This window comes from Bradyrhizobium zhengyangense, from assembly GCF_022012435.1.
Classification (GTDB): domain Bacteria; phylum Pseudomonadota; class Alphaproteobacteria; order Rhizobiales; family Xanthobacteraceae; genus Bradyrhizobium; species Bradyrhizobium zhengyangense.
Window position 1 is genome coordinate 1,228,356 of record NZ_JAKLUA010000001.1, and the last position, 21,670, is coordinate 1,250,025.

A 21,670-nucleotide genomic window follows, 5' to 3' on the forward strand; every position below is an offset into this window, starting at 1 on the left:
CTCAAAGGGTTGGCGACTGATGGAGGTAACGGTCGTCGAAATCCGCCAGTTCCTGAAATTTTCGCTCATCGAGCACGGTGACCCGGCCGCGATTGAGTTCGACGATCCCCTCCTGGCGCAGCTGCCTGATCACCCGGTTGGCGTGAACCGCGGTGATCCCCAGGGCTTCGCCGATCTGCTCCTGGGTCAGCGGCATCTCGAAATTGCCGCCGTCGACGCGGCCTATCACCCTGAGACGTTCGCGCAGCTCTATCATGACGTGGGCGAGGCGCGCGGGCGCGGGGCGTTGGCCGACATTGACGATCCATTCGCGAAACATCGCCGCATCGATCAGCGTGTCGCGCCAGAACAGTTCGGCGATACCCGGGCGGCGGCGATGCAGCTTCTGCAGTGTCTCATGGCTGATGAAGCCGAGCGTCGCTGGCGTCAGCGTCGACAGATCATGGTCCATCACGTGCAGGAACAGGCTCATGAGATCGGGGATCTCGCCGGGAATGTGCAGCGAGAGGATCTGCCGCTTGCCGTTCGCGATCGTCTTGGAACGCGCGCAGAATCCGTCCGCAATCAGGCAACAATCGGTCGCCCGCTCACCGTCGCGCACGACCGCCGTCTCGGCCGGATAGTGCCGGACCGAGATCGGCAGCGCCTCGATTTCCTTGATGTCCTCGTCCGCGATTGCGGACGAGAGGCGCAGTCGCTCGATGAGCGCCGCGCGGATCGCGTCGCTGGGCACTGTGTTTGGCTCCGGTCATGGAGATGGAACTGTTAGCGCCGCAGCGCCGTCAGAACGGAAACCCGCGATCGCCTTGCCCGGTTCCAACAAAAGTTAAGGACGCGACTTGCCACCTCATGGTCTGCTTGGCCCTCGAAAGGGCAAATCATGACCAAGAAACGCAACCGTACGCGCCCCGCCCTGTCACTCCAGGAGCGCCTGAACAAGTTCACGGAAGACGCTCGCGCCGCAGCCCGAAACTTGCCGGCTGGCGCCGAGCGCCACGCGTTGCTGCAGAAGGCCCGCGACGGCGAAGCCGCTGCCGACATGGAGCGACTGCTCTCCTCGCCGGATCAGCAACATCTGAAGTAATTCCGCCGCGACGTTGCTTGCGGCGACGAAGCGCTACGCTGCTAGTGCTTCACCATCAACGGAAGCGCCGGCGCAAATCGCTCCTCAAACGTCAAAGTCCTCGCCTGGTGAACCGCAGCGAACGACGCCGAGATACCAGCTGAAGCGACTACGACCAAAGCAATTCCGAAAATCAGACGACGCATGTGAGCCTCCTGTATGAGCTCCACCACCCTACGTAAGTGGGCTGGTTCTGTTTCAGGACGGTTTCATCGGCGCGGAAAATGATTGCGTTCAAGCGGCTGTGATCCGATCCGGCTCACGGGACCGCATGTCGTAACCAACTAATCAGTGTCGTTGTCGTCAGACGGCGCGGGCGGTACCGGGAATTTTACGCCCGTGGTCACGATCGAGACTCGCAAGACGGCCGCGACAAGCAGGAGCTGCTCGCGTGCAGCGTCTTCGAGGAAGACTCACATGAAAATCGTCATTCAAAGGCTCAATGGACTGTGGCACCTCGTCGTCGGCTCGTATCGAATCCGCACGCCCTTCCTGGAGACCCAGGACCGCGCGCTGGTCGTGACATACGCCAGGCGTGCCTACCCCGGCGCCAAGATATTCCAGCGCGACTGATGCGAACGCTGCGCGCCTAATCGTCCGATGCCGGCCCGCACCAGCCGGGCAGGTAGATTGCGTCCTTGCTCTTGGCCGCGGCCAGCGCCTTCTCGAGTGCCTTGTCGAAATTGACGTCCACGGCCTTGCGCGTCAGCTTGCGGCGCAGGAAGTCGGCCCACAGAAATTCGGAGAACGGCGTGGTGTCCTTGGCGAAGCCACCCATGCGGCGGAGCTCGCCGGCGAGGCTGCGGAACGGATCGTCCTTGAGGTCGGCGACCGATTTCGGCAGATCTCGGAACGAGCGACGCTCGCCCTTGGAGTCGTAGGGATAGACCCAGCGCTTGTTGTCCATCACGCCCCAGAACGCCTCTTTCTCGACCATGCGAAGGTCGCCTACCACCGTCACCCGCACCTGTTTGATGCCCTCGTCGTGCAGCGCGCGGCCGAGATGGTGATGGTCGATCACGTAGTAGCGCCCGTCAGGTCCGGCGACGACGGGGATCATGTGGGTGCCGAGCAGGTCGGCCTGCTTCTTCTTGCCGTGCTCGCGCCAGCGCTTGCGCTTCTCCTTGACCTCGCGCATGCCGACCGTCATCTGCGTCGGCCGAAGCGACAGGATCGGTACCGGGTGCACTCTCGGCTCGCGCGCATTGGTCGTCATGATCGAGGGCCTCGTCTGGTTGCAGGCTGTCGTCCGGGTTCCCGATTATGCCATGGGTCTTGCGACGGCAACATGCGTTCGAGGCGACAAGCGCGATCTGACCCGCAGTGTTGCGGCGCAACCCCAGAGGTCCCCTGATGCCGGGATGACAACCGGGCCCGTGATGGAGCGCTTCTGTCCCGGACGATCATGCGAAAGCGCAATACACGTGCGCGTTGAGAAGATTTTCTGCACCCCCGATGTCGCCTATGCTATCTAAAAATCGCTGCTTCGGAGTAATCCCCGCCCCATGAAATCCCAGCGGCCCATAACCTCGGACGACGAGCACCGGGTGCTCCAGTTCAGGCCGCGCACGACGCCCTCTCCGGCGATTCATCGGGGCAGCGGTGTCGTCCAGAAGCTGCATGCAGCGACGCCCGAGCCGCTCGACCTGTCGCGCTACGAGCAGCCCCGCGCCGAGCCCGACGATTTCCGGCATCGCATGCTCGCCAATATCGCCGCGCTTGCCTTCACCATCGCCTTGACTGCGATCGGGATCTGGCTTGCGGTCAGCATCGCCGATTTGCGCCGCACCCAGGATTGCGTCCTGATGGGCCGACGCGACTGCGTCAAGATCACGACGCCACACATCTAGGCCCGGCCTGTCCAGGCAGGGCCTGGCGCCCGTAGCCTGCCCGCGGCGGGTTATCCCCGGCTGGGGCCTTGCTGACAGGCATCCCCAGGCCTGTCCACGGCCCTGTCCGGCTCCATTGAACTCAGGGCGGCGCTCCGATATACGGGCTCTCGACCCATCCAGAGGGGGGTTTGAGGGCGTCATCAGGGGCGCGATGCCCACCCACCGTGCCACTCTGGGAAATCTGAAAAATACCCGCAATATATCAAAGGCTTAGTGATGTCTTCCACATTCGATCAGGTCGCTACGATCATCGCTGAAACCTGCGACATCCCGCGCGACACGATCACGCCGGATAGCCATGCCATCGATGACCTCGGCATCGACAGCCTCGATTTCCTGGACATCGCGTTCGCGATCGACAAGCAGTTCGGCATCAAGCTACCGCTGGAAAAGTGGACCCAGGAAGTCAACGACGGCAAGGCGACCACCGAGCAGTATTTCGTGCTGAAGAACCTGTGCGCGCGCATCGACGAGCTGGTTGCCGCCAAGGGCGCGAGCGCCTAATCGGGCGGCCATGCAACTCGAATACTTCCACATGATCGATCGCATCGTCGACCTCAAGGTCGACGAGAAGACGATCGTCGTCGAGGCCCAGGTCCCCAAGGAGAGCACCATCTTCGAGGGGCACTTCCCGGGCTATCCCCTGATGCCCGGCGTGCTGCTGATCGAATCGATGGCGCAGGCCTCGGGCTTTCTCCTGCTTGGCGTTCTGAAGTTCGAGCGCATGCCGATTCTCGCCGCCGTGAAGGAAGCCAAGGTGCGCGGCTCGGTGTTTCCAGGCGACCTCATGACGCTCGAAGCAAGCGTCGCTCATGAGGGCTCGGGCTATGCGATGACCGAGGCGAAGATCCGGGTTGGCGGCAAGCTGCGTGCGAATTCGACGCTCACCTTCACGCTGATTCCGTTCCCCAATTCGGATATGCGCGGATACATGGACGCTGTCGCAGCCCGCGTCGGCTTTCCGCAACAGGCCGTTTCGCCATGACTGACACCGCCTCGAAGCCGGGCCAGACCGAAGTCTGGATCACCGGCATTGGTCTTGCCACCTCGCTCGGCGAAGGGCTCGACGCCAACTGGGCTGCGCTCCAGGAAAAGCGCATCAATGTCGACGAGAAGGGCTTTGCGCCCTTCATCGTGCACCCGTTGCTGCCTGTAAGCTTCGACAGCCAGATCCCGAAGAAGGGCGACCAGCGCCAGATGGAAGCCTGGCAGCGCATTGGCGTCTATGCGGCGGGCCTCGCGCTCGACTCGGCCGGCATCAAGGGCAACAAGGACATCCTGTCGAAGATCGACATGGTGGTGGCCGCCGGCGGCGGCGAGCGCGATCTCAACGTCGACACCGGCGTGCTGAACGCCGAAGCCAAGGGCGCCAATGCGCCGGGCTTCCTCAACGAGCGGCTGATGAGCGATCTCCGGCCGACGCTGTTTCTGGCCCAGCTCTCCAATCTGCTCGCCGGCAACATCGCCATCGTCAACGGTCTCGGCGGCACCTCGCGCACCTTCATGGGCGAAGAGGTAGCGGGCGCCGATGCGCTGCGCATCGCGCTGTCGCGCATCGCCTCGGGCGAGAGCGACATTGCGCTGGTCGGCGGCTCGCATAATGGCGAGCGCAAGGACCTGCTGGTCCTCTACGAATTCGGCGACTTCAACCTGAAGGACAAGTTCGCTCCCGTGTGGGCGCGCAAGGACCACGCCGGCTTCGCGCTCGGCTCGGCCGGTGCCTTCCTGGTCCTGGAGTCGAAAGCGCATGCAGAAGCGCGCGGCGCCAGGCCGTACGCGAAGCTTTCGAGCGTCGTGACCGATCTGGCCCGGCGCAAGCAGTCCGGCGACATGGAAGCGACGCTGGAGAAGCTCTGGGACAAGCTGCCCAAGCGCGACGGCAAGGGCGCGATCATCTCGGGCGCATCGGGCGCAGAGCCGGCGACTTCAGAGGAGCGCGACTTCCTGAAGAAGCACGCCGACTTCCCGGTGCGCGCGACCGGTACGATGTTCGGGCACACCATGGAAACGCAGTTCCCGCTCGGGATTGCGCTCGCGGCGCTCTCGATCTCGCGTGGCGCGCTGTTCCCGCCGAACGATTCGACCGGGACCGAGATTGAAATGCAGGGGGCGCCCACCCAGATTGTCGTGGTGGGAGCCGGACACTGGCGCGGCGAAGGCATGGCGCTGGTCGAGGCAATTGACTAGCTCTGGCGGGGGATCGACATGACTGCACCACGCGACAAACTCGGGCGTCCCGTCGTCGTCGTCACCGGCATGGGCATCATGACCTCGCTCGGCGCCGGCAAGGCAGACAATTGGGCCAAGCTCGTCGCCGGCGAATCCGGCATCCGCACCATCACGCGCTTTCCGGTCGATGGCCTGAAGACCACGATGGCCGGCACCGTCGATTTCGTCAGCGTCGATCCGTTCTCCTCGACCGGTCTTTCCGAGCGGATGGCTGAGCTTGTGACAGAAGAAGCGCTCGAGCAGGCCGGCATCGGCAACAAGGCTGATTTCCCGGGTCCCCTCTTCCTCGCGGTTGCGCCGGTCGAAGTCGAATGGCCGCAGCGCCGCGAGCTCGGCCGCGCCGTCGGCGCGCCCGACTTCACCTATGACGATTTGCTGCGCATCTCCGGCGGCGGCAAGTACAGCGCCTATCATCACCGCTTCATGTTCGGCTCGGTCGCAGCTCACCTCGCCGAGACCTTCGGCACCAAGGGCTCGCCGATCTCGCTGTCGACGGCCTGCGCATCCGGCGCGACCTCGATCCAGCTCGGCGTCGAGGCGATCCGCCGCGGCGAGACGAATGCGACGCTGTGCGTCGCCACCGACGGCACCGTGAATCCGGAAGCCTTGGTGCGCTTCTCGCTGCTCTCGGCGCTGTCGACCCAGAACGATCCGCCGCAGGCGGCCTCCCGCCCCTTCTCCAAGAACCGCGACGGTTTTGTCATGGCCGAAGGCGCCGGCGCCCTGGTGCTCGAAAGCTATGAGGCGGCCACGGCGCGCGGCGCCAAGATTCTCGGCGTGATCGCCGGCTGCGGCGAGCTCACCGACTCCTTCCATCGCACCCGCTCCTCGCCCGACGGCAAGCCGATCATCGGCTGCATGAACAAGACGCTGGCTGATGCCGGCATGACGCCTGACCAGATCGACCACATCAACGCGCACGGCACCGCGACGCCCGAGAACGACAAGATGGAGTTCAACACGACCTCGGCCGTGTTCGGCGATCTCGCGCAGAAGATTCCGGTCACCTCCAACAAGTCGATGGTCGGCCACACCATCTCGGCCGCCGGTGCGGTCGAGGCGATCTTCTCGCTGCTGACGCTCGAGCATCAGCGCATTCCGCCGACCATCAACTACGAGACGCCGGATCCCACGATCCTGTTCAACGTGGTCGGCAACAAGGCGCGCGACGCTCGCGTCACCGCTGTGATGTCGAACTCGTTCGGCTTCGGCGGCCAGAACGCCTCGCTGATCCTGACCCGCGAACCGGCCTGACCGGACGCAGCATGGCGCTGATTTCTATCAGCACGAAGATTCGCGCGCGGAATGCAGCCAAATCGATCGCCGGAGGCCTGATCGGCGCCGCCACGGTCGGCATGCTGCGCACCACGCGCTATTTCGACCCGGTCAAGACCTCGGACTTTTTCGCACGCGTCACCAAGCTGATCGGGCCGCGCCTGCGCGAGCATCGCATCGGCCGCGCCAACCTCACCGCGGCCTTTCCGGAAAAATCGCCGGAAGAGATCGAACAGATCCTGATGGGCGTGTGGGACAATCTCGGCCGCGTCGGCGCCGAGTTCGCCCATATCGACCATGTCTGGGATTACGATCGCGAGCATCCGGAACGCAGCCGGATCGAGCTGCCCAAGCGCACCATCGAGATCTACGACCGGATCAGGGACGACGGCAAGCCGGCGCTGATCTTCGCCGCGCACCTTGCCAATTGGGAATTGCCCGCGCTCGCCGCGCCCGCACATGGGCTCGATGCGGCGATCCTCTATCGCCGGCCGAACATCGCCTCCGCCGACCGCATCATCCAGGAGATGCGCCAGGTCAACATGGGCACGCTGATTCCCGCGGGCCGCGACGCACCCTTGCGGCTCGGACAGGCGCTCAGGGACGGCAAGCACGTCGCCATGCTGATCGACCAGTATCTGACGGGCGGCGTCGAAGTCACCTTCTTCGGCCGCAAGACCCGCGCCAACCCGACGCTGGCGCGCCTGCTCCGCCAGGTCGAGTGCCCCATCCACGGCGTGCGCGTCATCCGCCTGCCCGGCTTTCGCTTCCGCACCGAGCTGACGGAAGAGATCCCGCCGGTGCGCGACGCCGAGGGCAAGATCGACATCCAGGGCACGACGCAGGCGATCACCAACGTCGTGGAAGGCTGGGTGCGCGAGCATCCCGAGCAGTGGCTCTGGCTGCATCGCAGGTGGCGGTAGGCGCTGCCTTTACGCTCCCTTACCTTCCCGTCTTCACCTTGGTCCAGAGCCGGTTGATGACGCGCTGGGTGGCCGGATCGCGCGCCGTGATGACGAACAGCTTTGAGAGCGTCGCCTCATCGGGATAGATGTTCTTGTCGTTGAGGATCTTTGGATCGACCAGCTTTTGGCTAGCGAGATTGCCGTTGGCGTAGGATAGGAAGTCCGAGTTCTTGGCGGCAACGTCGGGGCGGTAGAGATAGTTGATCAGCTCGTAGGCCTCCTTGACGTTCTTGGCATCCGCTGGGATCGCCAAATTGTCGAAGAACATCTGCGCGCCTTCTTTCGGGATCGTGTAGCCGATCTCGATGCCGCTCTTGGCTTCGGCTGCACGGGCGCGCGCCTGCATGATGTCGCCGGACCAGCCGACCACGAAACAGATCTCGCCGGTCGCGAGCGCGCTCAGATATTCGGACGAATGAAACTTGCGTACGGACGGGCGAACCTTGGCGACGACGTCGGCAGCCTTCTCCAGGTCGGCCTGCTTGGTCGAGTTCGGATCGAGCCCGAGATAGCTCAGCGCCGCCGGAAAGATATCGTCGGCGGAGTCGAGCATGTGCACGCCACAGTCTTTGAACTTGGCGAGGTTCTCCGGCTTGAACACGATCTCCCAGCTTTCGATCTTGGCATCAGGCCCGAGGATCTGCTTCACCTTGGCGACGTTGTAGCCGATGCCCGTCGTACCCCACATGTAGTTCGCGGCGAATTCGTTGCCGGGATCGTAGGTCGCGAGATTCTTGGTCACCATCGGCCAGGCATTGTCGAGGTTCGGCAGCTTCGACTTGTCGAGCTTCTGGAAGATGTTCGCCTTGATCTGGCGCTGCAGGAAATAGGCGGTGGGCACCACGACGTCGTAGCCGGACTTGCCGGCCATCAGCCGCGTCTCCAGCGTCTCGTTGGCATCGAAGGTGTCGTAGACCACCTTGATGCCTGTCTCCTTGGTGAAGGCCTCAAGGACGTCGGGCGCCATGTAGTTCGACCAGTTGTAGAAGTTGACGACGCGCTCCTCGGCGCCCGCCCCCTGCGAGAGGAACGTCAGCGCTGCGGCGATCGCGAAACCAAGGCAAAACCTGGAGCGGCTGACGTTCGTCATCTCGGTCTACCTCTTGCGTCCGCGTATCGCGTCCGACAGCCGCTCCAGCGCGGTGTCGAGGGTCTGGTCCTTCTTGGCAAAGCAGAAGCGCACCACCGAGGTCACCGGGTCCTGCTCGTAGAACGCCGAGACCGGGATCGCGGCGACCTTGTAGTCTTTGACGATCCGCCAGCAGAACTCGGCATCGCTCTCGTTGAGCCCAAGCGGCGACAGGTCGACGGTGAGGAAGTAGGTCCCTTGCGACTTCAACACGGGGAAGCCGAGGCTCTCCAGCCCCTTGGTCAGGCGGTCTCGGCTCCGCGTCAGGTCTTTCCGCATCGACAGGAAGTAGTCGTCGGGCTTGCCGAGGCCGTAGGCGACGGCGGCCTGCAAGTTCGGCGCGGTGGTGAAGGTCAGGAACTGGTGCACCTTGGCGGCGACCCGCAGCAGCGGCGGTGCAGCGCAGACGAAGCCGATCTTCCAGCCGGTCAGCGAGAAGATCTTGCCGGCCGAGCCGACTTTGATGGTGCGCTCGCGCATGCCGGGGATGGTGATCAGCGGGATGTGCTTGTGCTCGTCGAAGGTGACGTGCTCCCAGACCTCGTCGCAAATCGCGATGACGTCGAACTCCTGGCAGTAGCGCGCCAAGAGCTCGAGGTCCTCGCGCGGATAGACCACCGCGGACGGATTCAAGGGATTGTTGAACAGTACCGCCTTGGTCTTTGAATTGAAGACGCTTTTCAGCATGTCCTCATTCAGCCGCCAGCCCGGCGGCTCGAGCCTCACCAGCCGCGGAATGCCGCCGGCCTGGCGGATGATCGGCAGGTAGGAATCATAGACCGGCTGGAAGCAGACCACCTCGTCGCCGGGCTGCACCACCGCCAGGATCGCCGAGGTCAGCGCCTCGGTGCCGCCAGAGGTGACCATCACCTCGCTCATCGGATCGAGCTTCAGCCCGTGCCAATGGCCGTAATGGGTGGCGATCGCCTGGCGCAGTTCCGGGATACCCATCATCGACGGGTACTGGTTGTAGCCGTTCAGGGAGGCGTCGGCCGCGGCGCGGCGGATGTCCTCGGGGCCGGGATCATCAGGAAAACCCTGGCCGAGATTGATGGCATTGTTGTCGCGCGCGGCCTGCGACATCGCCTCGAAGATAGTGACCGGAAGGTCGGCGAAGACCTTGTTCAGCGAAGAGCTCTTGGTCATCGCGACGTTAGCCACCGACCTTGCTGGGGAGACCCGCCGCCTTCCAGCCGAGCATGCCGCCGGCCAGATGCTTGTCGTAAGGCAGGCCTGCAGCCTGGGCGGCGAGTGAGGCGGTCACCGAGCGCTTGCCGGAGCGGCACGCGAACACGACCTCCTTGCCTTGGGGATCGGGGATCGCCTTGGGATCGAAGGTCGAGAGCGGCACGACCACGCCGTGAGGGTAGGCCTCGGCCTCGACCTCGTTCGGCTCACGGACGTCGACGAGCAGATAGCGGCCCTCTGCGACACCCTTGGAAACCTCCTCGGGGGTCAGATCCTGTACTTGATTTGCCACATCATCCTCCAACGTCGCAGGGCTCGCGCCGGGGCGATCCCGGCGGCGGCAACCTCGCCTCTCGGCATGCGAAAATCAAGCGCTACAAAGGCTTGAGCTGCCTTGCGCAAGTTAAAGCTAAATCGCAGCGAGTTGAAGCGCGCTTTGAATCCAGGCCTAGATCGTGACCTGCGTGCCGACCTCGACGACGCGTCCCGAAGGGATCTGGAAATAGTCGGTGGCGTCGTTGGCGGAGCGGCTGAGCGAGATGAACAACCGGTCCTGCCAGCGCGGCATGCCCGAATGGACAGCGGGCTTGAGCGCCCGCCGTGACAGGAAGAACGAGGTCGACATGATGTCGAACTGCCAGCCGAGCTTGCGGGCGATCGCCAGGGCCTTCGGCACGTTGGGCGATTCCATGAAGCCGAACTTCAGCGTCACCTTGGAGAAGGTCGGGCTGATCGCCTCCAGTCGCACCCGCTCGGCCGGATCGATGCGCGGGGTCTGCGCGGTCTCGATGGTGAGAATGACATTCTTCTCGTGAAGCACTTTGTAGTGTTTCAGACTATGCATGAGCGCGGTCGGCGCGCTCAGGGGATCGCTGGTCAGGAATACCGCGGTTCCGGGCACCCGCTGCGGCGGCCGCTTCTCCAGCATCGCCACGAGGTCGGCGAGCGGGAATTCCAGCTTGCGCGACTTTTCGAACAGCAGCCGGCTGCCGCGCCGCCAGGTGTACATCATGATGATCATGAGCGAGCCAAGCGCGAGGGGCACCCAGCCGCCCTCGAACACCTTGAGCAGGTTGGCGGCGAGGAACGTCAGGTCGAGGAACAGGAACGGCGCGATCAGGGCGGCCGCCGCAAACGGCGACCACCGCCATACCTTCCAGATCACGACAAAGCCCATCATCGCCGTGACCACCATGGTTCCGGTCACGGAGATACCATAGGCCGAGGCCAGCGCGCTGGATGAGCGGAACAACAGCACCAACAGTACCACGGCAACCAGCAGCAGCTGGTTGATGCGTGGGATGAAGATCTGGCCGGAATGGGCTTCCGACGTATGGCGAATTTCAAAACGCGGCAGCAAGCCCAGCTGAATCGCCTGCCGCGTCAGCGAATAAGCGCCGGTGATGACGGCCTGGCTTGCGATCACGGTGGCGGCAGTCGCAAGCACGACCATGCCGCCGCGCATCCAGCCTTGCGAAAACAGTTGGAAGAACGGACTCTCGATCGCGGCGGGATCGGCGAGCACGAGCGCACCCTGCCCAAGATAGTTCAGCGCCAGCGACGGCAGCACGATGAACAGCCAGGCGGTCTGGATCGGCCGCTTGCCGAAATGGCCGAGGTCGGCATAGAGCGCCTCGGCACCGGTGACCGCCAAGAACACCGCGCCCAGCGTCACGAAGCCGATGATACCATGATGCAGCATGAAGGACACGGCGTAGAGGGGATTCAGGGCAAACAGCACCTGCGGCTGCTGGATGATCGGGTGGATTGCCGCCGCAGCGATCACCGCAAACCAGACGCACATGACAGGTCCGAAGAACGCCGCAACACGGGCGGTGCCGCGGGATTGCACGGCGAACAGGACCACCAGGATCACCACTGTCAGCGGAACGATATAGGGCTCGAACGTCAGGGTGACGTCCTTCATGCCTTCGATCGCCGACAGCACCGACAGTGCCGGCGTGATCACGGCATCGCCGTAAAACAGGGCGCCGGAGATGATGCCGAGCATGACAATGGTCGCCCCGCCGGTGCCGACCGCGCGCTGGGCCAGGGCCATCAGAGCCAGCGTGCCGCCCTCGCCGTTGTTGTCGGCGCGCAGGAGGATCACGACGTATTTGAGCGTCACCACGACAATGAGCGCCCACAGGATCAGGGACGCCACGCCGAGGACGGCCGCCGACGTCGGCGCGCCTTCCGCGCCGGACGCCGCAATCACCGCCTCGCGGAACGCGTAGAGCGGGCTGGTGCCGATATCGCCGTAGACGACGCCGATGCTGCCGAGCGTCAGCGCGCCAAAGCCGGCGGTGGTGTGGGCATCGCCATGCCCATTGGTCGCCGCCGTTTCCGGGGCGGGAACTGCTACGTCACTTGTCATGGGAGAGCCTGGTGGCCTCTAAAAATGCTTCACTGCACAACGGCTGAAGAGAGCGCGCGGCTTATAGTCCTGCGCTGCCGGCATAGCCTAGCCCGATTCTGGGCCCTTGGCATGCAAATTTCGCATGGGTCCGTCATTGCGTCCCAATTGCCGCCTCAGATGGTGACTTGGGTTCCGACTTCAACCACCCGACCGGTCGGAATCTGGAAATAGTCGGTGGCGTCATTGGCCGAACGGCTGAGCGCGATGAACAGATGGTCCTGCCAGAGCGGCATGCCTGATTGCGCCGAGGCCTTCAGCGAGCGCCGCGACACGAAGAACGACGTCGACATGATGTCGAACTGCCAGCCTTGCTTGCGCGCAATCGCGAGCGCCTTGGGCACGTTGGGCTGCTCCATGAAGCCGAAGCGCAGGCGGACCTTGGAGAACTTCTCGCTGATCTTCTCCATCTTGAAGCGCTCGGAGAGATCGACCCGCGGCGTGTGCCCGGTCTCGATCGTCAGGATCACGTTGTGCTCATGCAGCACTTTGTTGTGCTTGAGATTGTGCAGCAGCGCGGTCGGGACGAAAGCTGGGTCGCTGGTCAGGAATACCGCCGTGCCCTTGACGACGTGCGGCGGCCGCTTTTCCAGGCTGCGGATCAGATCGTCCAACGGCACCTCGATCCGGCGCGTCTTCTGGATCAGGATTCCCGAGCCGCGCCGCCAGGTCCAGATCGTCCCCGCCATCGCCGCACCGAACAGCAACGGGACCCAGGCGCCTTCGAGCAGCTTCAGCAAATTCGCGCTGAAGAAGGTGATATCGACCATGACGAAGGGCAGGATCACGACCGCCGCGGTCGCAGCCTTCCAGTTCCACAATTTCCAGATCACGACAAAACCCATGATGCCGTCGGCGACCATGGTGGTGGAGACCGCGATGCCATAGGCCGAAGCGAGATTGCTGGGTGTGTGGAACAACAGCACCAGCAGCATCACGCCGATCAGCAGCAGCCGGTTGACGCGCGGCAGATAGATTTGACCGGCGTGGGTCTCCGACGTGTAGCGCACCTCGAAGCGCGGCAGGAGACCGAGCTGCACGGCCTGATAGACCAGCGAATAGGCACCTGTGATCACCGCCTGGCTCGCGATGACGGTAGCAGCAGTCGCAAGCCCGACCAGCGGCAGCACCAGATGCTCGGGCACCATGCGATAGAATGAATGCTCGATCGCGCCCGGATTGGACAGCACCAGCGCGCCCTGCCCGAAATAGTTGATCAGCAGCGAGGGCAGCACAAAGAACATCCAGGCCGATTGAATCGGCTTGCGGCCGAAATGGCCAAGGTCGGCGTAGAGCGCTTCGCCGCCGGTCACAGCGAGAAACACGGCGCCAAGCGTCACCAGGCCGATCGTGCCGTGCGAAAGCAGGAATTGCAGTGCGTAATAGGGATTGATCGCAGCCAGCACCGACGGGTCGTCGGCGATGTGAATGACGCCCAGCACCGCAAGACAGGCGAACCAGACCACCATCACTGGCCCGAAGGCCGAGGCGACCAGCGCCGTGCCCTTGCTCTGCACCGCAAACAGCAGCACCAGGATCAGCACCGTGAGTGGCACGACATAATGCTCGAATGCGGGCGTCGCGAGCTTGAGTCCGTCGACCGCTGACAGCACCGAGATCGCGGGCGTGATCATGGAATCGCCGATGAACATCGAGGCGCCGACCACGCCGAGGGCGAGCAGGAACCAGCTCCGCCGCCCCAGCGCGCGTTGGCCGAGTGCCATCAAAGAGAGCGTGCCGCCCTCCCCGTTATTGTCGGCGCGCAACAACAGCAACACGTATTTGGCAGTGACGACGATCAGGAGCGCCCACAGGATCAGCGACAGCACGCCGAGCACCATCAGCCGCGTCACCGGCGCGCCGTGAGCTGCGCCCCTCACCGCCTCATGAAACGCGTAGAGTGGCGAGGTGCCGATGTCGCCGAAGACGACGCCGATGCTCCCGAGCGTCAGGGCCCAAAAACCTGATGTGACCGGCCCCTCCTGGGTCTCGGTCTGTGTGATGCTCGCCGTCATGAGAGTGGAAAACGCTTCGTCCCTGGAATTGATCCGGCGCCTTTCGACGCTTCGGGTACGCCTGTCAATCGGCCCACCACCATAGCAGGGGCCGCGGCAGATGCTGTGACGGAGCAGCCACGCTCGCCGTCATCGCGATCGGCCGCTCTCAGGTAAAATAGTAACGCAAGGCGATTAGGGCTTCAAGTTCGGCGGCAGCGGCGGATCTTCGCGCATCAGGGTGATGGTCACGCGGCGATTCGCCGCGAGCGATGGATCGTCCGGGAACAACGGCTGGGTGTCCGCCTTGCCGGAGACGGAAAAGATGTGCGACGGCGGCAGGCCCTCGCGCTCCAGGATCTGGCGCACCGCGTTGGCGCGATCGGCCGACAGGTCGAAGGCACCATAGTCGCTGCGTGTCGGCACGAAGCCCGCCGCGGTGTGGCCGGCAATGGAGACGCGCAAGGGTGTGGCTTTGAGCGGGACCGCGAGCTTCTCGATCAGGCGGCGGGTGCGATCGTACGGCACCTTGGATCCGTCCGCGAACATCGAGCGGCCGTCCTGGTCGACGATCTCGAGATTGAGGCCCTGCTTGGTCTCCTCGAACATGATGTGCTTGGACATCTCGGTCAGTTCCGGCATGTCCTGCAGCGCCTGGCGCAGCGAGGCCGCGGCCAGTGCAAAATTGCGATCGATCTTCATCTTCGCGCCCTGCGTGCGGTCGCGATCTTCCTGGTCCGGCGTCGGCGTGTTGGAAGCGTCCTCGGGCTCGATGTGGTCGACGTTCTTCAGCCGCGGCCGGGTCGGCAGACCGTCCGACTCGACGATGCCGGCATAGCGCGCTTCGCTTTGGACGCCGAACGCATCCCGCATGGAGCCCGCGACGACCTTCAGCTTATTGGCATCCTGCGTCGAGAACGCCACGAGCATCACGAAGAAGCTCATCATCAGGCCCATCAGATCGGCGAAGGTCACGAACCAGCCGTGACCGCCTCCATGTGAGTCGCCGCGCTTCTTCTTGGCCATATCTCAAAATCCCGGCGGGCGGCGTCAGGCCGGCACCGGCTCGCCTTCGGCGTGGCGATGCTTCTCCGGCAGATAGGCCAGCAGCATTTCGCGCACGAGCGTCGGGCTCTTGGAATCGCGTATCATCAGGATGCCGTCGATGATCAGCGTGCGATTGGTCTCTTCGTCCAGGAGCTTGCCATGCAGCTTGTCGGCGATCGGGATGCAGAAAAGGTTGGCGACCAGCGCGCCGTACAGCGTCGCGAGCAGCGCGGTCGCCATGAACGGGCCGAGCTTGGAGGGGTCGGTCATGTTGGCGAACATCTGCACCATGCCGATCAGGGTGCCAACCATGCCGAAGGCCGGGGCGCAATCGCCGACGGCGCGATAGATCTTGCTCCCCTCGTCGAGGTGCATGAGGAAGTTGTCGCGGTCGCGTTCGAGATTGTCGCGGATGAAATCGAGGTCGTAACCGTCGGCGACATAGCGGATGCCCTTGGCGAGGAACGGCTCGTCGGTCTCGACCTTTTCGAGACCGACCGGACCCTGCTTGCGGGCGATCTCGGCGATGCGGGCGAGCTCGTCGACGAGGTCGTGCGCCGACAGACGGCTCATGGTGAAGGCGAACTTGGCGCCGAGCGGCAGGCCGTGCATCAGCGCCGAGAGCGGAAACCGGATCATGGTCGCTGCAGTCGATCCGCCGAAGATGATGATCATCGCATGCTCGGAGATGAACATGTGAAGATCGCCTCCCAGCAGCATCATCGTCGCGATGACGATTATGCCCGCCACGAGGCCGACGCCCGTCATGATATCCATGGGAGACTCCAACGCGAACGCAACAACGGCCATCCTGGCCGGTGGCGCGGTCCAACCCCGAACCGCATCGGAAACCGTAGAGTGGTGCCCTTAAAGCCGCGTAAAGGTTAAGTTCATCCGATGCGACCGAGCGGCGCAACGCAACGGAACGACGGCGGCTTTGCCGTTCTGCGACATCGATCTCAACACTTTGCTAACCATAAATGAGGCCGTCAGGACGACAGCCCTGTCAGCTTCAGGCTGAGCGCGCGCAGCTGCCGGCGCGCATCGGCATCATAGGCCTGCGGATTGGCACGCGCTTCGTTCATGCCGTTGAAGAACAGGCCGCTTCTAGCGGCAACGTCGTCGCCCTCGACCAGATGGAGGATCGCCGCACCGCCCTGCTCCACGGTCGACATCGGCGCAATGCCGCCGGCGCGAACCATCGTGGTGTTCATGTAAGTCGCCGGATGCAGCGCGTTCACGGTGATGCCGGCCCCCTTCAACTCCTCCGCGAGATCGATCGTGAACATGATCTGCGACAGCTTGCTCTGCGCATAGGCGCGCGAGCCGCTATAGCCTTTCGTGATCATGACGTCGTCGAAATCGATCGGATGCTGGCCGAGCGACGCGACATTGACGATGCGCGAGGGCGCGGCGGCCTTCAGCAACGGCAGCAGCAAACGGACGAGCAGGAAGCCGGAGAGATAGTTCACGGCGAAGCGCAGCTCGTAACCGTCGCGGCTCTCCTGTCGTTGCGGGCCGTCGTTCTGCGAACCAATGCCGGCGTTGCTGACGAAGACGTCGAGACGCTTGTGATCCCGGATCACCGCTGCGGCAAGCTCGCGCGCACCTGCCATTGACGACAGATCGGCCTGATAGAAGGTCGGCGCAGCGCGGCCGGCCTTCACGATCTCGTCGATCAGGGTTTTCGCACGCGCCGCGTCGCGGCCATGGATCAGGACATCAGCACCTTCGGCGGCAAGACGGGTTGCAACATAGCGCCCGACACCATCGGTCGAGCCCGTGATCAGCACCGTCTTGCCGCGCATGTCCATCGACTATTCCCCGTCAGTGAATCTCCGCCGAGCGCTTCAGCGCCGCTTTCAGCTTCTCCAGCGAAAAGTCGGGGCTGCGCGAGATCTCGAGGATCGGCGTCTCGCGACGGCCGCAGAGCTCGGCGGCCTCAGGCAGTTTCGCTGCGACGTCCAGTGGGATTACAATGGCGCCATGCTGGTCGGCGTGGATCAGATCATCCGACCTCACGGTCATGCCGGCGACGCGCACCTCGCCGCCGAAGCTCTCGGCATGCACCCATGCATGCGACGGGCCGATCGAGCCGGCCAGCGCCTGGAAACCAGGCGCCCATTGCGGGATGTCGCGGATCGAGCCGTCGGTGATGACGCCGAGGCAACCGAGCGCCTTGTGCACGTTGCTTTGCACCTCGCCCCAGAACGCGCCGTAGCCGACGTCCGGACCATCGATGTCCTGGATCACCGAGATGCGCGGACCGTGGCCGGTGCCGACATATTCGTAATATTCGATGCGGCGCTTCGACTGCTCTTCGGGTGCAAGCGACGATTTCAACACCGAGCGGATCGCGACCGTGCGGGCATAGCCGACGATCGGCGGCAGATCCGGGAACGGGCAGACCAACTGCTTGGTGGTGTAGCCGATCAGGCGGCGCTCGGGCGCCACGATCTCCATGGCATTGCAGATCGTCGGCGTGTCATAGCGGCCCAGCGCTTCGAGGACGGAAGCGGGCAGCGGCCCGGTCGCGGTATTGGTCACGGCGTTCTCTCCCAGATTGGCGGCTGATTGACGCGATGCCGCCGGCACAGGGCGATATAGCCGAGATCGGGCCTCAGCCCAACTCAGGCGCTCTCATGGCAGATATCCGCGCGCGATAGCTCAGTGCAGCCGGCCAGGCCGGTCATCATCGCGCGGTGGCTCCGACAGGCTCGCCATTGTCGGCGCGGACGGCGGCGACGGCACTTCGCCGCCGGCAGGCGACGCAGCTTGCAGCGCGCGCGCCTGATCGCGGTAAGATTTGTAACCGAGCGGCAGGCAGAGCAGATACAGCGCCGTGCCGACCGACAGCACGTGCCAGGGATAGGCAATCAGGATCGCAATGAAGACGACGACCGCGACGAAAGCCGGCAGCACCAGCTCTGGCGACACGCGCATGCGCTTGGTCTTGCCGGAGAACACCGGCAGGCGCGAGACCATCAGGAAGGCGATCAGCAGCGTATAGGCCGCGGTCAGCGCCGCGGGCGCGCGGCCGAGCTCGAGAAACGCGACATAGATCGGCAGCAGCACGGTGATGGCACCGGCCGGCGCCGGCACGCCGGTGAAGAAATTGGCGGCGAAGGCGGGCTTGTTCGGATCGTCCATGGTGGCGTTGAAGCGCGCAAGCCGCAGGCCACCTGATATCGCGAACACCATCGCGGCGATCCAGCCGGCATTGCCGAGCTCGTGCAGCTGCCAGAAGTACAGCATCAGGCCGGGCGCGACGCCGAAATTGACGAAGTCGGCAAGGCTGTCGAGCTCGGCGCCGAACTTGGACTGGCCCTTGATCATGCGCGCGACGCGGCCGTCGATGCCGTCGAGCGCGGCCGCGAACACGATGGCGTAGACGGCAAGCGTCATCCGCCCCTCGATCGACAGCCGGATCGAGGTCAGGCCGGCACAGATCGCCAGCAGCGTGATGACGTTGGGCACCAGCATGCGCACCGGGATCGGGCGGAACCGCCGGCGGCGAATATCGGGATCTCGGTAGTCGTAGGGCGTCATTGGCTCGTCCTCACCTCTCAGCGAGATATAGCAAGCCGTGTTCCCCTCCGCCATCGCGGCGGAAGGGCCCCGACAGCGGCGCGTTGGTTAATTGGCGCGGTAAGTGCGGCCGGGGTCGTCGCCGGTAAGGTCGGCCAGGATGGTCTCGCCGGCGATCGCAGTCTGCCCCTCCGAGACCAGCGCCTTGGTGCCGACAGGCAGGTAGACGTCGAGCCGCGAGCCGAAGCGGATCAGGCCGAACCGCTCGCCGGCGCCGACCGCCTGCCCCTCCTTGACGAAGCAGACGATGCGCTTGGCCACGAGGCCTGCGATCTGGATCACGCCGATACGGCCCTGCGGCGTCGAGATGACGAGTGAATTGCGTTCATTGTCCTCGCTCGCCTTGTCGAGCTCGGCGTTGATGAAGAGCCCCGGCCGATAGGCGATACGGTCCACCCTGCCCGCCACCGGGCTGCGATTCACATGGCAGTTGAACACGCTCATGAACACCGAGATGCGCGGCAGCGGCCGGTCGCCGAGCCCGAGCTCGGCCGGCGGCAGCGCCATGGTGATCATCGAGACACGGCCGTCGGCGGGCGACACCACGAGCCCGTCGCGCTGCGGCGTCACGCGCACGGGATCGCGGAAGAACAGCGCGCACCACACGGTGAGGATCGTGCCGATCCAGCCCAGCGGCGACCACAGCCACATCAGGAAGATGCTCACCGCCGCGAAGATGCCGATGAAGGGATAGCCCTCCTTGTGGATCGGCGGGATCTGACGTTGGATCGAATCGAGGATGGACATCGCTATCTGCCGCTGGAGGGGTTGATGGCACGGGTGGGTCGCGCGAGCCTGTTTAGGCCAGAGTTGGGACCGGAGACAAGCTCACTCCGCGGCCGCCTGCGCCGTCAGGGCGTCCTCCACCGGCGGCGGCTCCCGGTTGGGCGCCTCGCTGCTGTCGGCCATACGGGCCAATTTCTCGCGCGCGGCCTCGGCCTCGCGCTGCCTGTTCCACATACTGGCGTAGAGACCGTCCTGTGCAAGCAGGCTGGCATGGGTGCCGCGCTCGGCGATACGGCCCTGGTCGAGCACGATGATCTCGTCGGCACCGACGATGGTCGAGAGCCGGTGCGCGATCACAAGCGAGGTGCGGTTCTTCGCCACGCGGTCGAGCGCGCCCTGGATCTCGTGCTCGGTGTGGGTGTCGAGCGCCGAGGTCGCCTCGTCAAGCACCAGGATCGGCGGCGCCTTCAACACGGTGCGCGCGATCGCGACGCGCTGCTTCTCGCCGCCCGACAGTTTCAGGCCGCGCTCGCCGACCTGGGTCTCGTAACCCATCGGAGCCATGCGGATGAAATGATCGATTTGCGCGAGGCTAGCGGCCTCCTCGACCTCGTCATTGCTGGCGTCCCAGCGGCCATAGCGGATGTTGTAGCGGATGGTGTCGTTGAACAACACCGTGTCCTGCGGGACCATGCCGATCGAGGCGCGCAAGCTTGCCTGCGTGACTTTGCGGATGTCCTGGCCGTCGATCAGGATCTTGCCGCCAGAGATGTCATAGAGGCGGAATAGCAGCCGCGAGATGGTCGACTTGCCGGCGCCGGACGGGCCGACGATCGCCACCGTCTTGCCGGCCGGCACCTCGAAGCTGATGCCTTTGAGGATCGGCCGCGTCGGCTCATAGGCAAAGCGCACGTCCTCGAAGCGCACGGTGCCGGCGGAAACGACGAGCGGCTGCGCATCGCGCGCGTCCTTGATCTCGGCCTCGCGATGGATCACGCTGAACATCTTCTCGATGTCGATGATCGCCTGCTTGATCTCGCGATAGACCATGCCCATGAAATTCAGGGGTTGGTAGAGCTGGATCATCATGGCGTTGACCAGCACGAAATCGCCAACCGTGTTGGTTCCATTGCGCACGCCGATCGCGCACATCAGCATGGTCGCGGTCAGGCCCAGCGTGAATATCACGGCCTGGCCGGTGTTGAGCACCGCGAGCGAAGTATAGGTGTGGATGCTCGCTTCCTCGTAGCGCGCGACCGACTTGTCGTAGCGCTCGGCTTCGCGGGCCTCGGCGCTGAAATATTTGACGGTCTCGTAATTGAGCAGCGAGTCGATCGCCTTGGTATTCGCCTCGGTGTCGGAATCGTTCATCTTGCGGCGGATGCCGATCCGCCACTCGGTCGCGATGTAGGTGTAGTACATGTAGACCGCGACGGTGATCAGCGTGGCGGCCACGTAGCGCCAGTCGAACTGCCAGAGCAGCACGGCCATCAGCAGCGAAACCTCGACGATGGTCGGGATCAGCTGCAGGATCACCATGCGCACGATCACCTCGATGCCCGAGCGACCGCGCTCGAGCACGCGCGTCAGGCCGCCGGTCTTGCGCTCCAGATGAAAGCGCAGCGACAGTTCGTGCATATGGATGAAGGTGATGGTGGCGAGCTTGCGCACCGCATGCATGGCGACACGGGCAAAGATGCCGTCGCGCCATTGCGTCAGCACCGCCATCACGATGCGCATGACGCCGTAGCTCGCCGTCAGGAGCAACGGCGATGCAATCACCCAGAGGTGCCAATTGCTGGCCTGCACCGGTGCGGTGTTGGCACCGGTCAATGCGTCCGTCGCCCATTTGAAGCTGAACGGCACCGACAGGGTGATCAGCTTGGCAGCGAGCAACAGCACAATCGACCAGACCACACGCATCTTCAGGTCGACGCGGTCGCCGGGCCAGATATAGGGCCACAGATGCGCCAGCGTGCCCATCAGCGTGGCCCGCTCCAGCGGTCCGGGCTCAGGCACGTCGGGCGAATGAGGAGGGCTCATGAAGAAACCTGGAAGGCCCGCCGGATGCGGGCGCGTTGCGATTAACTGTTTTCGC

The 21,670-nt window shown here is 64.2% G+C and carries 22 protein-coding genes; 8 read left to right on the forward strand and 14 right to left on the reverse strand.

Translation table 11 applies throughout. The features are described from left to right. Window position 1 precedes the first annotated feature (1 nt). Window positions 2–733 carry a Crp/Fnr family transcriptional regulator gene (locus L6637_RS05970; protein ID WP_237858717.1) on the reverse strand — a complete coding sequence of 244 codons (732 nt, stop codon included), beginning with the start codon at window positions 731–733 and terminating at the stop codon, window positions 2–4. Window positions 734–880: 147 nt separating this feature from the next. Between L6637_RS05970 and L6637_RS05975 the strand changes: the two genes are divergently transcribed. Together L6637_RS05975 and L6637_RS05980 are read left to right on the forward strand one after the other, a co-directional pair. Continuing rightward, window positions 881–1,084, forward strand: coding sequence for a hypothetical protein (locus L6637_RS05975; RefSeq protein ID WP_237869598.1), 204 nt, complete (start codon window positions 881–883; stop codon window positions 1,082–1,084). A gap of 456 nt (window positions 1,085–1,540) precedes the next feature. Further along, window positions 1,541–1,696, forward strand: a complete 156-nt coding sequence (locus L6637_RS05980; RefSeq protein ID WP_237858720.1) for a hypothetical protein — start codon at window positions 1,541–1,543, stop codon at window positions 1,694–1,696. Window positions 1,697–1,712: 16 nt separating this feature from the next. On the opposite strand, the gene L6637_RS05985 is transcribed toward L6637_RS05980, so the two are convergent. After that, a complete protein-coding gene (locus L6637_RS05985) occupies window positions 1,713–2,339 on the reverse strand; it encodes a ParB-like protein (RefSeq protein ID WP_237869599.1) in 627 nt (208 codons plus the stop codon). A gap of 289 nt (window positions 2,340–2,628) precedes the next feature. Here L6637_RS05985 and L6637_RS05990 point away from each other — a divergent pair, with 289 nt between their 5' ends. The 6 genes from L6637_RS05990 to L6637_RS06015 all read left to right on the forward strand — a co-directional run bounded on the left by L6637_RS05990 (window position 2,629) and on the right by L6637_RS06015 (window position 7,442). Further along, window positions 2,629–2,973, forward strand: coding sequence for a hypothetical protein (locus tag L6637_RS05990; RefSeq protein ID WP_237858724.1), 345 nt, complete (start codon window positions 2,629–2,631; stop codon window positions 2,971–2,973). A 258-nt stretch (window positions 2,974–3,231) separates the two neighbouring features. Then, window positions 3,232–3,519, forward strand: a complete 288-nt coding sequence (locus tag L6637_RS05995) for an acyl carrier protein (protein WP_007592476.1) — start codon at window positions 3,232–3,234, stop codon at window positions 3,517–3,519. A gap of 10 nt (window positions 3,520–3,529) precedes the next feature. After that, the gene (locus L6637_RS06000; protein WP_237858726.1) at window positions 3,530–4,000 is read left to right on the forward strand and encodes a 3-hydroxyacyl-ACP dehydratase FabZ family protein; all 471 of its coding nucleotides are present in this window, start codon (window positions 3,530–3,532) and stop codon (window positions 3,998–4,000) included. After that, complete coding sequence (locus tag L6637_RS06005) at window positions 3,997–5,202, forward strand: beta-ketoacyl-ACP synthase (RefSeq protein ID WP_237869600.1); 1,206 nt, start codon at window positions 3,997–3,999, stop codon at window positions 5,200–5,202. The genes L6637_RS06000 and L6637_RS06005 overlap by 4 nt, the downstream gene beginning before the upstream one ends. Before the next feature lie 18 nt (window positions 5,203–5,220). After that, window positions 5,221–6,498, forward strand: a complete 1,278-nt coding sequence (locus L6637_RS06010) for a beta-ketoacyl-ACP synthase (protein WP_237869601.1) — start codon at window positions 5,221–5,223, stop codon at window positions 6,496–6,498. An 11-nt stretch (window positions 6,499–6,509) separates the two neighbouring features. After that, entirely contained in the window at window positions 6,510–7,442 is a 933-nt protein-coding gene (locus tag L6637_RS06015; RefSeq protein WP_237869602.1) for a lipid A biosynthesis lauroyl acyltransferase, read from the forward strand. Between the two features lie 19 nt (window positions 7,443–7,461). Here L6637_RS06015 and L6637_RS06020 read toward each other — a convergent pair whose 3' ends face one another. From L6637_RS06020 to L6637_RS06075, 12 genes are all read right to left on the reverse strand, one after another. Continuing rightward, the gene (locus L6637_RS06020) at window positions 7,462–8,574 is read right to left on the reverse strand and encodes a polyamine ABC transporter substrate-binding protein (RefSeq protein WP_237869603.1); all 1,113 of its coding nucleotides are present in this window, start codon (window positions 8,572–8,574) and stop codon (window positions 7,462–7,464) included. A 6-nt stretch (window positions 8,575–8,580) separates the two neighbouring features. Continuing rightward, window positions 8,581–9,759: an aminotransferase gene (locus L6637_RS06025; RefSeq protein WP_237858736.1), complete on the reverse strand. Its 1,179-nt coding sequence runs from the start codon at window positions 9,757–9,759 to the stop codon at window positions 8,581–8,583. A 7-nt stretch (window positions 9,760–9,766) separates the two neighbouring features. Continuing rightward, entirely contained in the window at window positions 9,767–10,093 is a 327-nt protein-coding gene (locus L6637_RS06030) for a rhodanese-like domain-containing protein (RefSeq protein WP_237869604.1), read from the reverse strand. A 156-nt stretch (window positions 10,094–10,249) separates the two neighbouring features. Next, a complete protein-coding gene (locus L6637_RS06035) occupies window positions 10,250–12,178 on the reverse strand; it encodes a potassium transporter Kup (protein WP_237869605.1) in 1,929 nt (642 codons plus the stop codon). 155 nt (window positions 12,179–12,333) lie between these two features. Further along, window positions 12,334–14,232 carry a potassium transporter Kup gene (locus L6637_RS06040; RefSeq protein WP_237858740.1) on the reverse strand — a complete coding sequence of 633 codons (1,899 nt, stop codon included), beginning with the start codon at window positions 14,230–14,232 and terminating at the stop codon, window positions 12,334–12,336. Window positions 14,233–14,406: 174 nt separating this feature from the next. Then, a complete protein-coding gene (locus tag L6637_RS06045) occupies window positions 14,407–15,237 on the reverse strand; it encodes an OmpA/MotB family protein (protein ID WP_237858741.1) in 831 nt (276 codons plus the stop codon). Between the two features lie 24 nt (window positions 15,238–15,261). Beyond that, entirely contained in the window at window positions 15,262–16,035 is a 774-nt protein-coding gene (locus tag L6637_RS06050; protein ID WP_237858742.1) for a motility protein A, read from the reverse strand. 212 nt (window positions 16,036–16,247) lie between these two features. After that, window positions 16,248–17,072 (reverse strand): SDR family NAD(P)-dependent oxidoreductase, encoded by an 825-nt coding sequence (locus tag L6637_RS06055; RefSeq protein ID WP_237858743.1) that lies wholly within the window; start codon window positions 17,070–17,072, stop codon window positions 16,248–16,250. A 13-nt stretch (window positions 17,073–17,085) separates the two neighbouring features. After that, a complete protein-coding gene (locus L6637_RS06060) occupies window positions 17,086–17,805 on the reverse strand; it encodes an RraA family protein (RefSeq protein ID WP_237869607.1) in 720 nt (239 codons plus the stop codon). Window positions 17,806–17,925: 120 nt separating this feature from the next. Continuing rightward, window positions 17,926–18,807 carry a CDP-alcohol phosphatidyltransferase family protein gene (locus L6637_RS06065; protein WP_237869609.1) on the reverse strand — a complete coding sequence of 294 codons (882 nt, stop codon included), beginning with the start codon at window positions 18,805–18,807 and terminating at the stop codon, window positions 17,926–17,928. A gap of 87 nt (window positions 18,808–18,894) precedes the next feature. Continuing rightward, complete coding sequence (locus tag L6637_RS06070; RefSeq protein WP_271605454.1) at window positions 18,895–19,599, reverse strand: phosphatidylserine decarboxylase; 705 nt, start codon at window positions 19,597–19,599, stop codon at window positions 18,895–18,897. A 75-nt stretch (window positions 19,600–19,674) separates the two neighbouring features. Then, a complete protein-coding gene (locus L6637_RS06075) occupies window positions 19,675–21,615 on the reverse strand; it encodes an ABCB family ABC transporter ATP-binding protein/permease (protein WP_237858755.1) in 1,941 nt (646 codons plus the stop codon). Window positions 21,616–21,670: the final 55 nt, after the last annotated feature.

Excerpts from the sequence above, each read along its gene's own strand:
- L6637_RS05975 (WP_237869598.1), top strand. The coding sequence starts at position 881 with ATGACCAAGAAACGCAACCGTACGCGCCCCGCCCTGTCACTCCAGGAG.
- L6637_RS05980 (WP_237858720.1), top strand. The coding sequence starts at position 1,541 with ATGAAAATCGTCATTCAAAGGCTCAATGGACTGTGGCACCTCGTCGTC.
- L6637_RS05985 (WP_237869599.1), bottom strand. The coding sequence starts at position 2,339 with ATGACGACCAATGCGCGCGAGCCGAGAGTGCACCCGGTACCGATCCTG.
- L6637_RS05990 (WP_237858724.1), top strand. The coding sequence starts at position 2,629 with ATGAAATCCCAGCGGCCCATAACCTCGGACGACGAGCACCGGGTGCTC.
- L6637_RS05995 (WP_007592476.1), top strand. The coding sequence starts at position 3,232 with ATGTCTTCCACATTCGATCAGGTCGCTACGATCATCGCTGAAACCTGC.
- L6637_RS06000 (WP_237858726.1), top strand. The coding sequence starts at position 3,530 with ATGCAACTCGAATACTTCCACATGATCGATCGCATCGTCGACCTCAAG.
- L6637_RS06005 (WP_237869600.1), top strand. The coding sequence starts at position 3,997 with ATGACTGACACCGCCTCGAAGCCGGGCCAGACCGAAGTCTGGATCACC.
- L6637_RS06010 (WP_237869601.1), top strand. The coding sequence starts at position 5,221 with ATGACTGCACCACGCGACAAACTCGGGCGTCCCGTCGTCGTCGTCACC.
- L6637_RS06015 (WP_237869602.1), top strand. The coding sequence starts at position 6,510 with ATGGCGCTGATTTCTATCAGCACGAAGATTCGCGCGCGGAATGCAGCC.
- L6637_RS06020 (WP_237869603.1), bottom strand. The coding sequence starts at position 8,574 with ATGACGAACGTCAGCCGCTCCAGGTTTTGCCTTGGTTTCGCGATCGCC.
- L6637_RS06025 (WP_237858736.1), bottom strand. The coding sequence starts at position 9,759 with ATGACCAAGAGCTCTTCGCTGAACAAGGTCTTCGCCGACCTTCCGGTC.
- L6637_RS06035 (WP_237869605.1), bottom strand. The coding sequence starts at position 12,178 with ATGACAAGTGACGTAGCAGTTCCCGCCCCGGAAACGGCGGCGACCAAT.
- L6637_RS06040 (WP_237858740.1), bottom strand. The coding sequence starts at position 14,232 with ATGACGGCGAGCATCACACAGACCGAGACCCAGGAGGGGCCGGTCACA.
- L6637_RS06045 (WP_237858741.1), bottom strand. The coding sequence starts at position 15,237 with ATGGCCAAGAAGAAGCGCGGCGACTCACATGGAGGCGGTCACGGCTGG.
- L6637_RS06050 (WP_237858742.1), bottom strand. The coding sequence starts at position 16,035 with ATGGATATCATGACGGGCGTCGGCCTCGTGGCGGGCATAATCGTCATC.
- L6637_RS06055 (WP_237858743.1), bottom strand. The coding sequence starts at position 17,072 with ATGGACATGCGCGGCAAGACGGTGCTGATCACGGGCTCGACCGATGGT.
- L6637_RS06065 (WP_237869609.1), bottom strand. The coding sequence starts at position 18,807 with ATGACGCCCTACGACTACCGAGATCCCGATATTCGCCGCCGGCGGTTC.
- L6637_RS06075 (WP_237858755.1), bottom strand. The coding sequence starts at position 21,615 with ATGAGCCCTCCTCATTCGCCCGACGTGCCTGAGCCCGGACCGCTGGAG.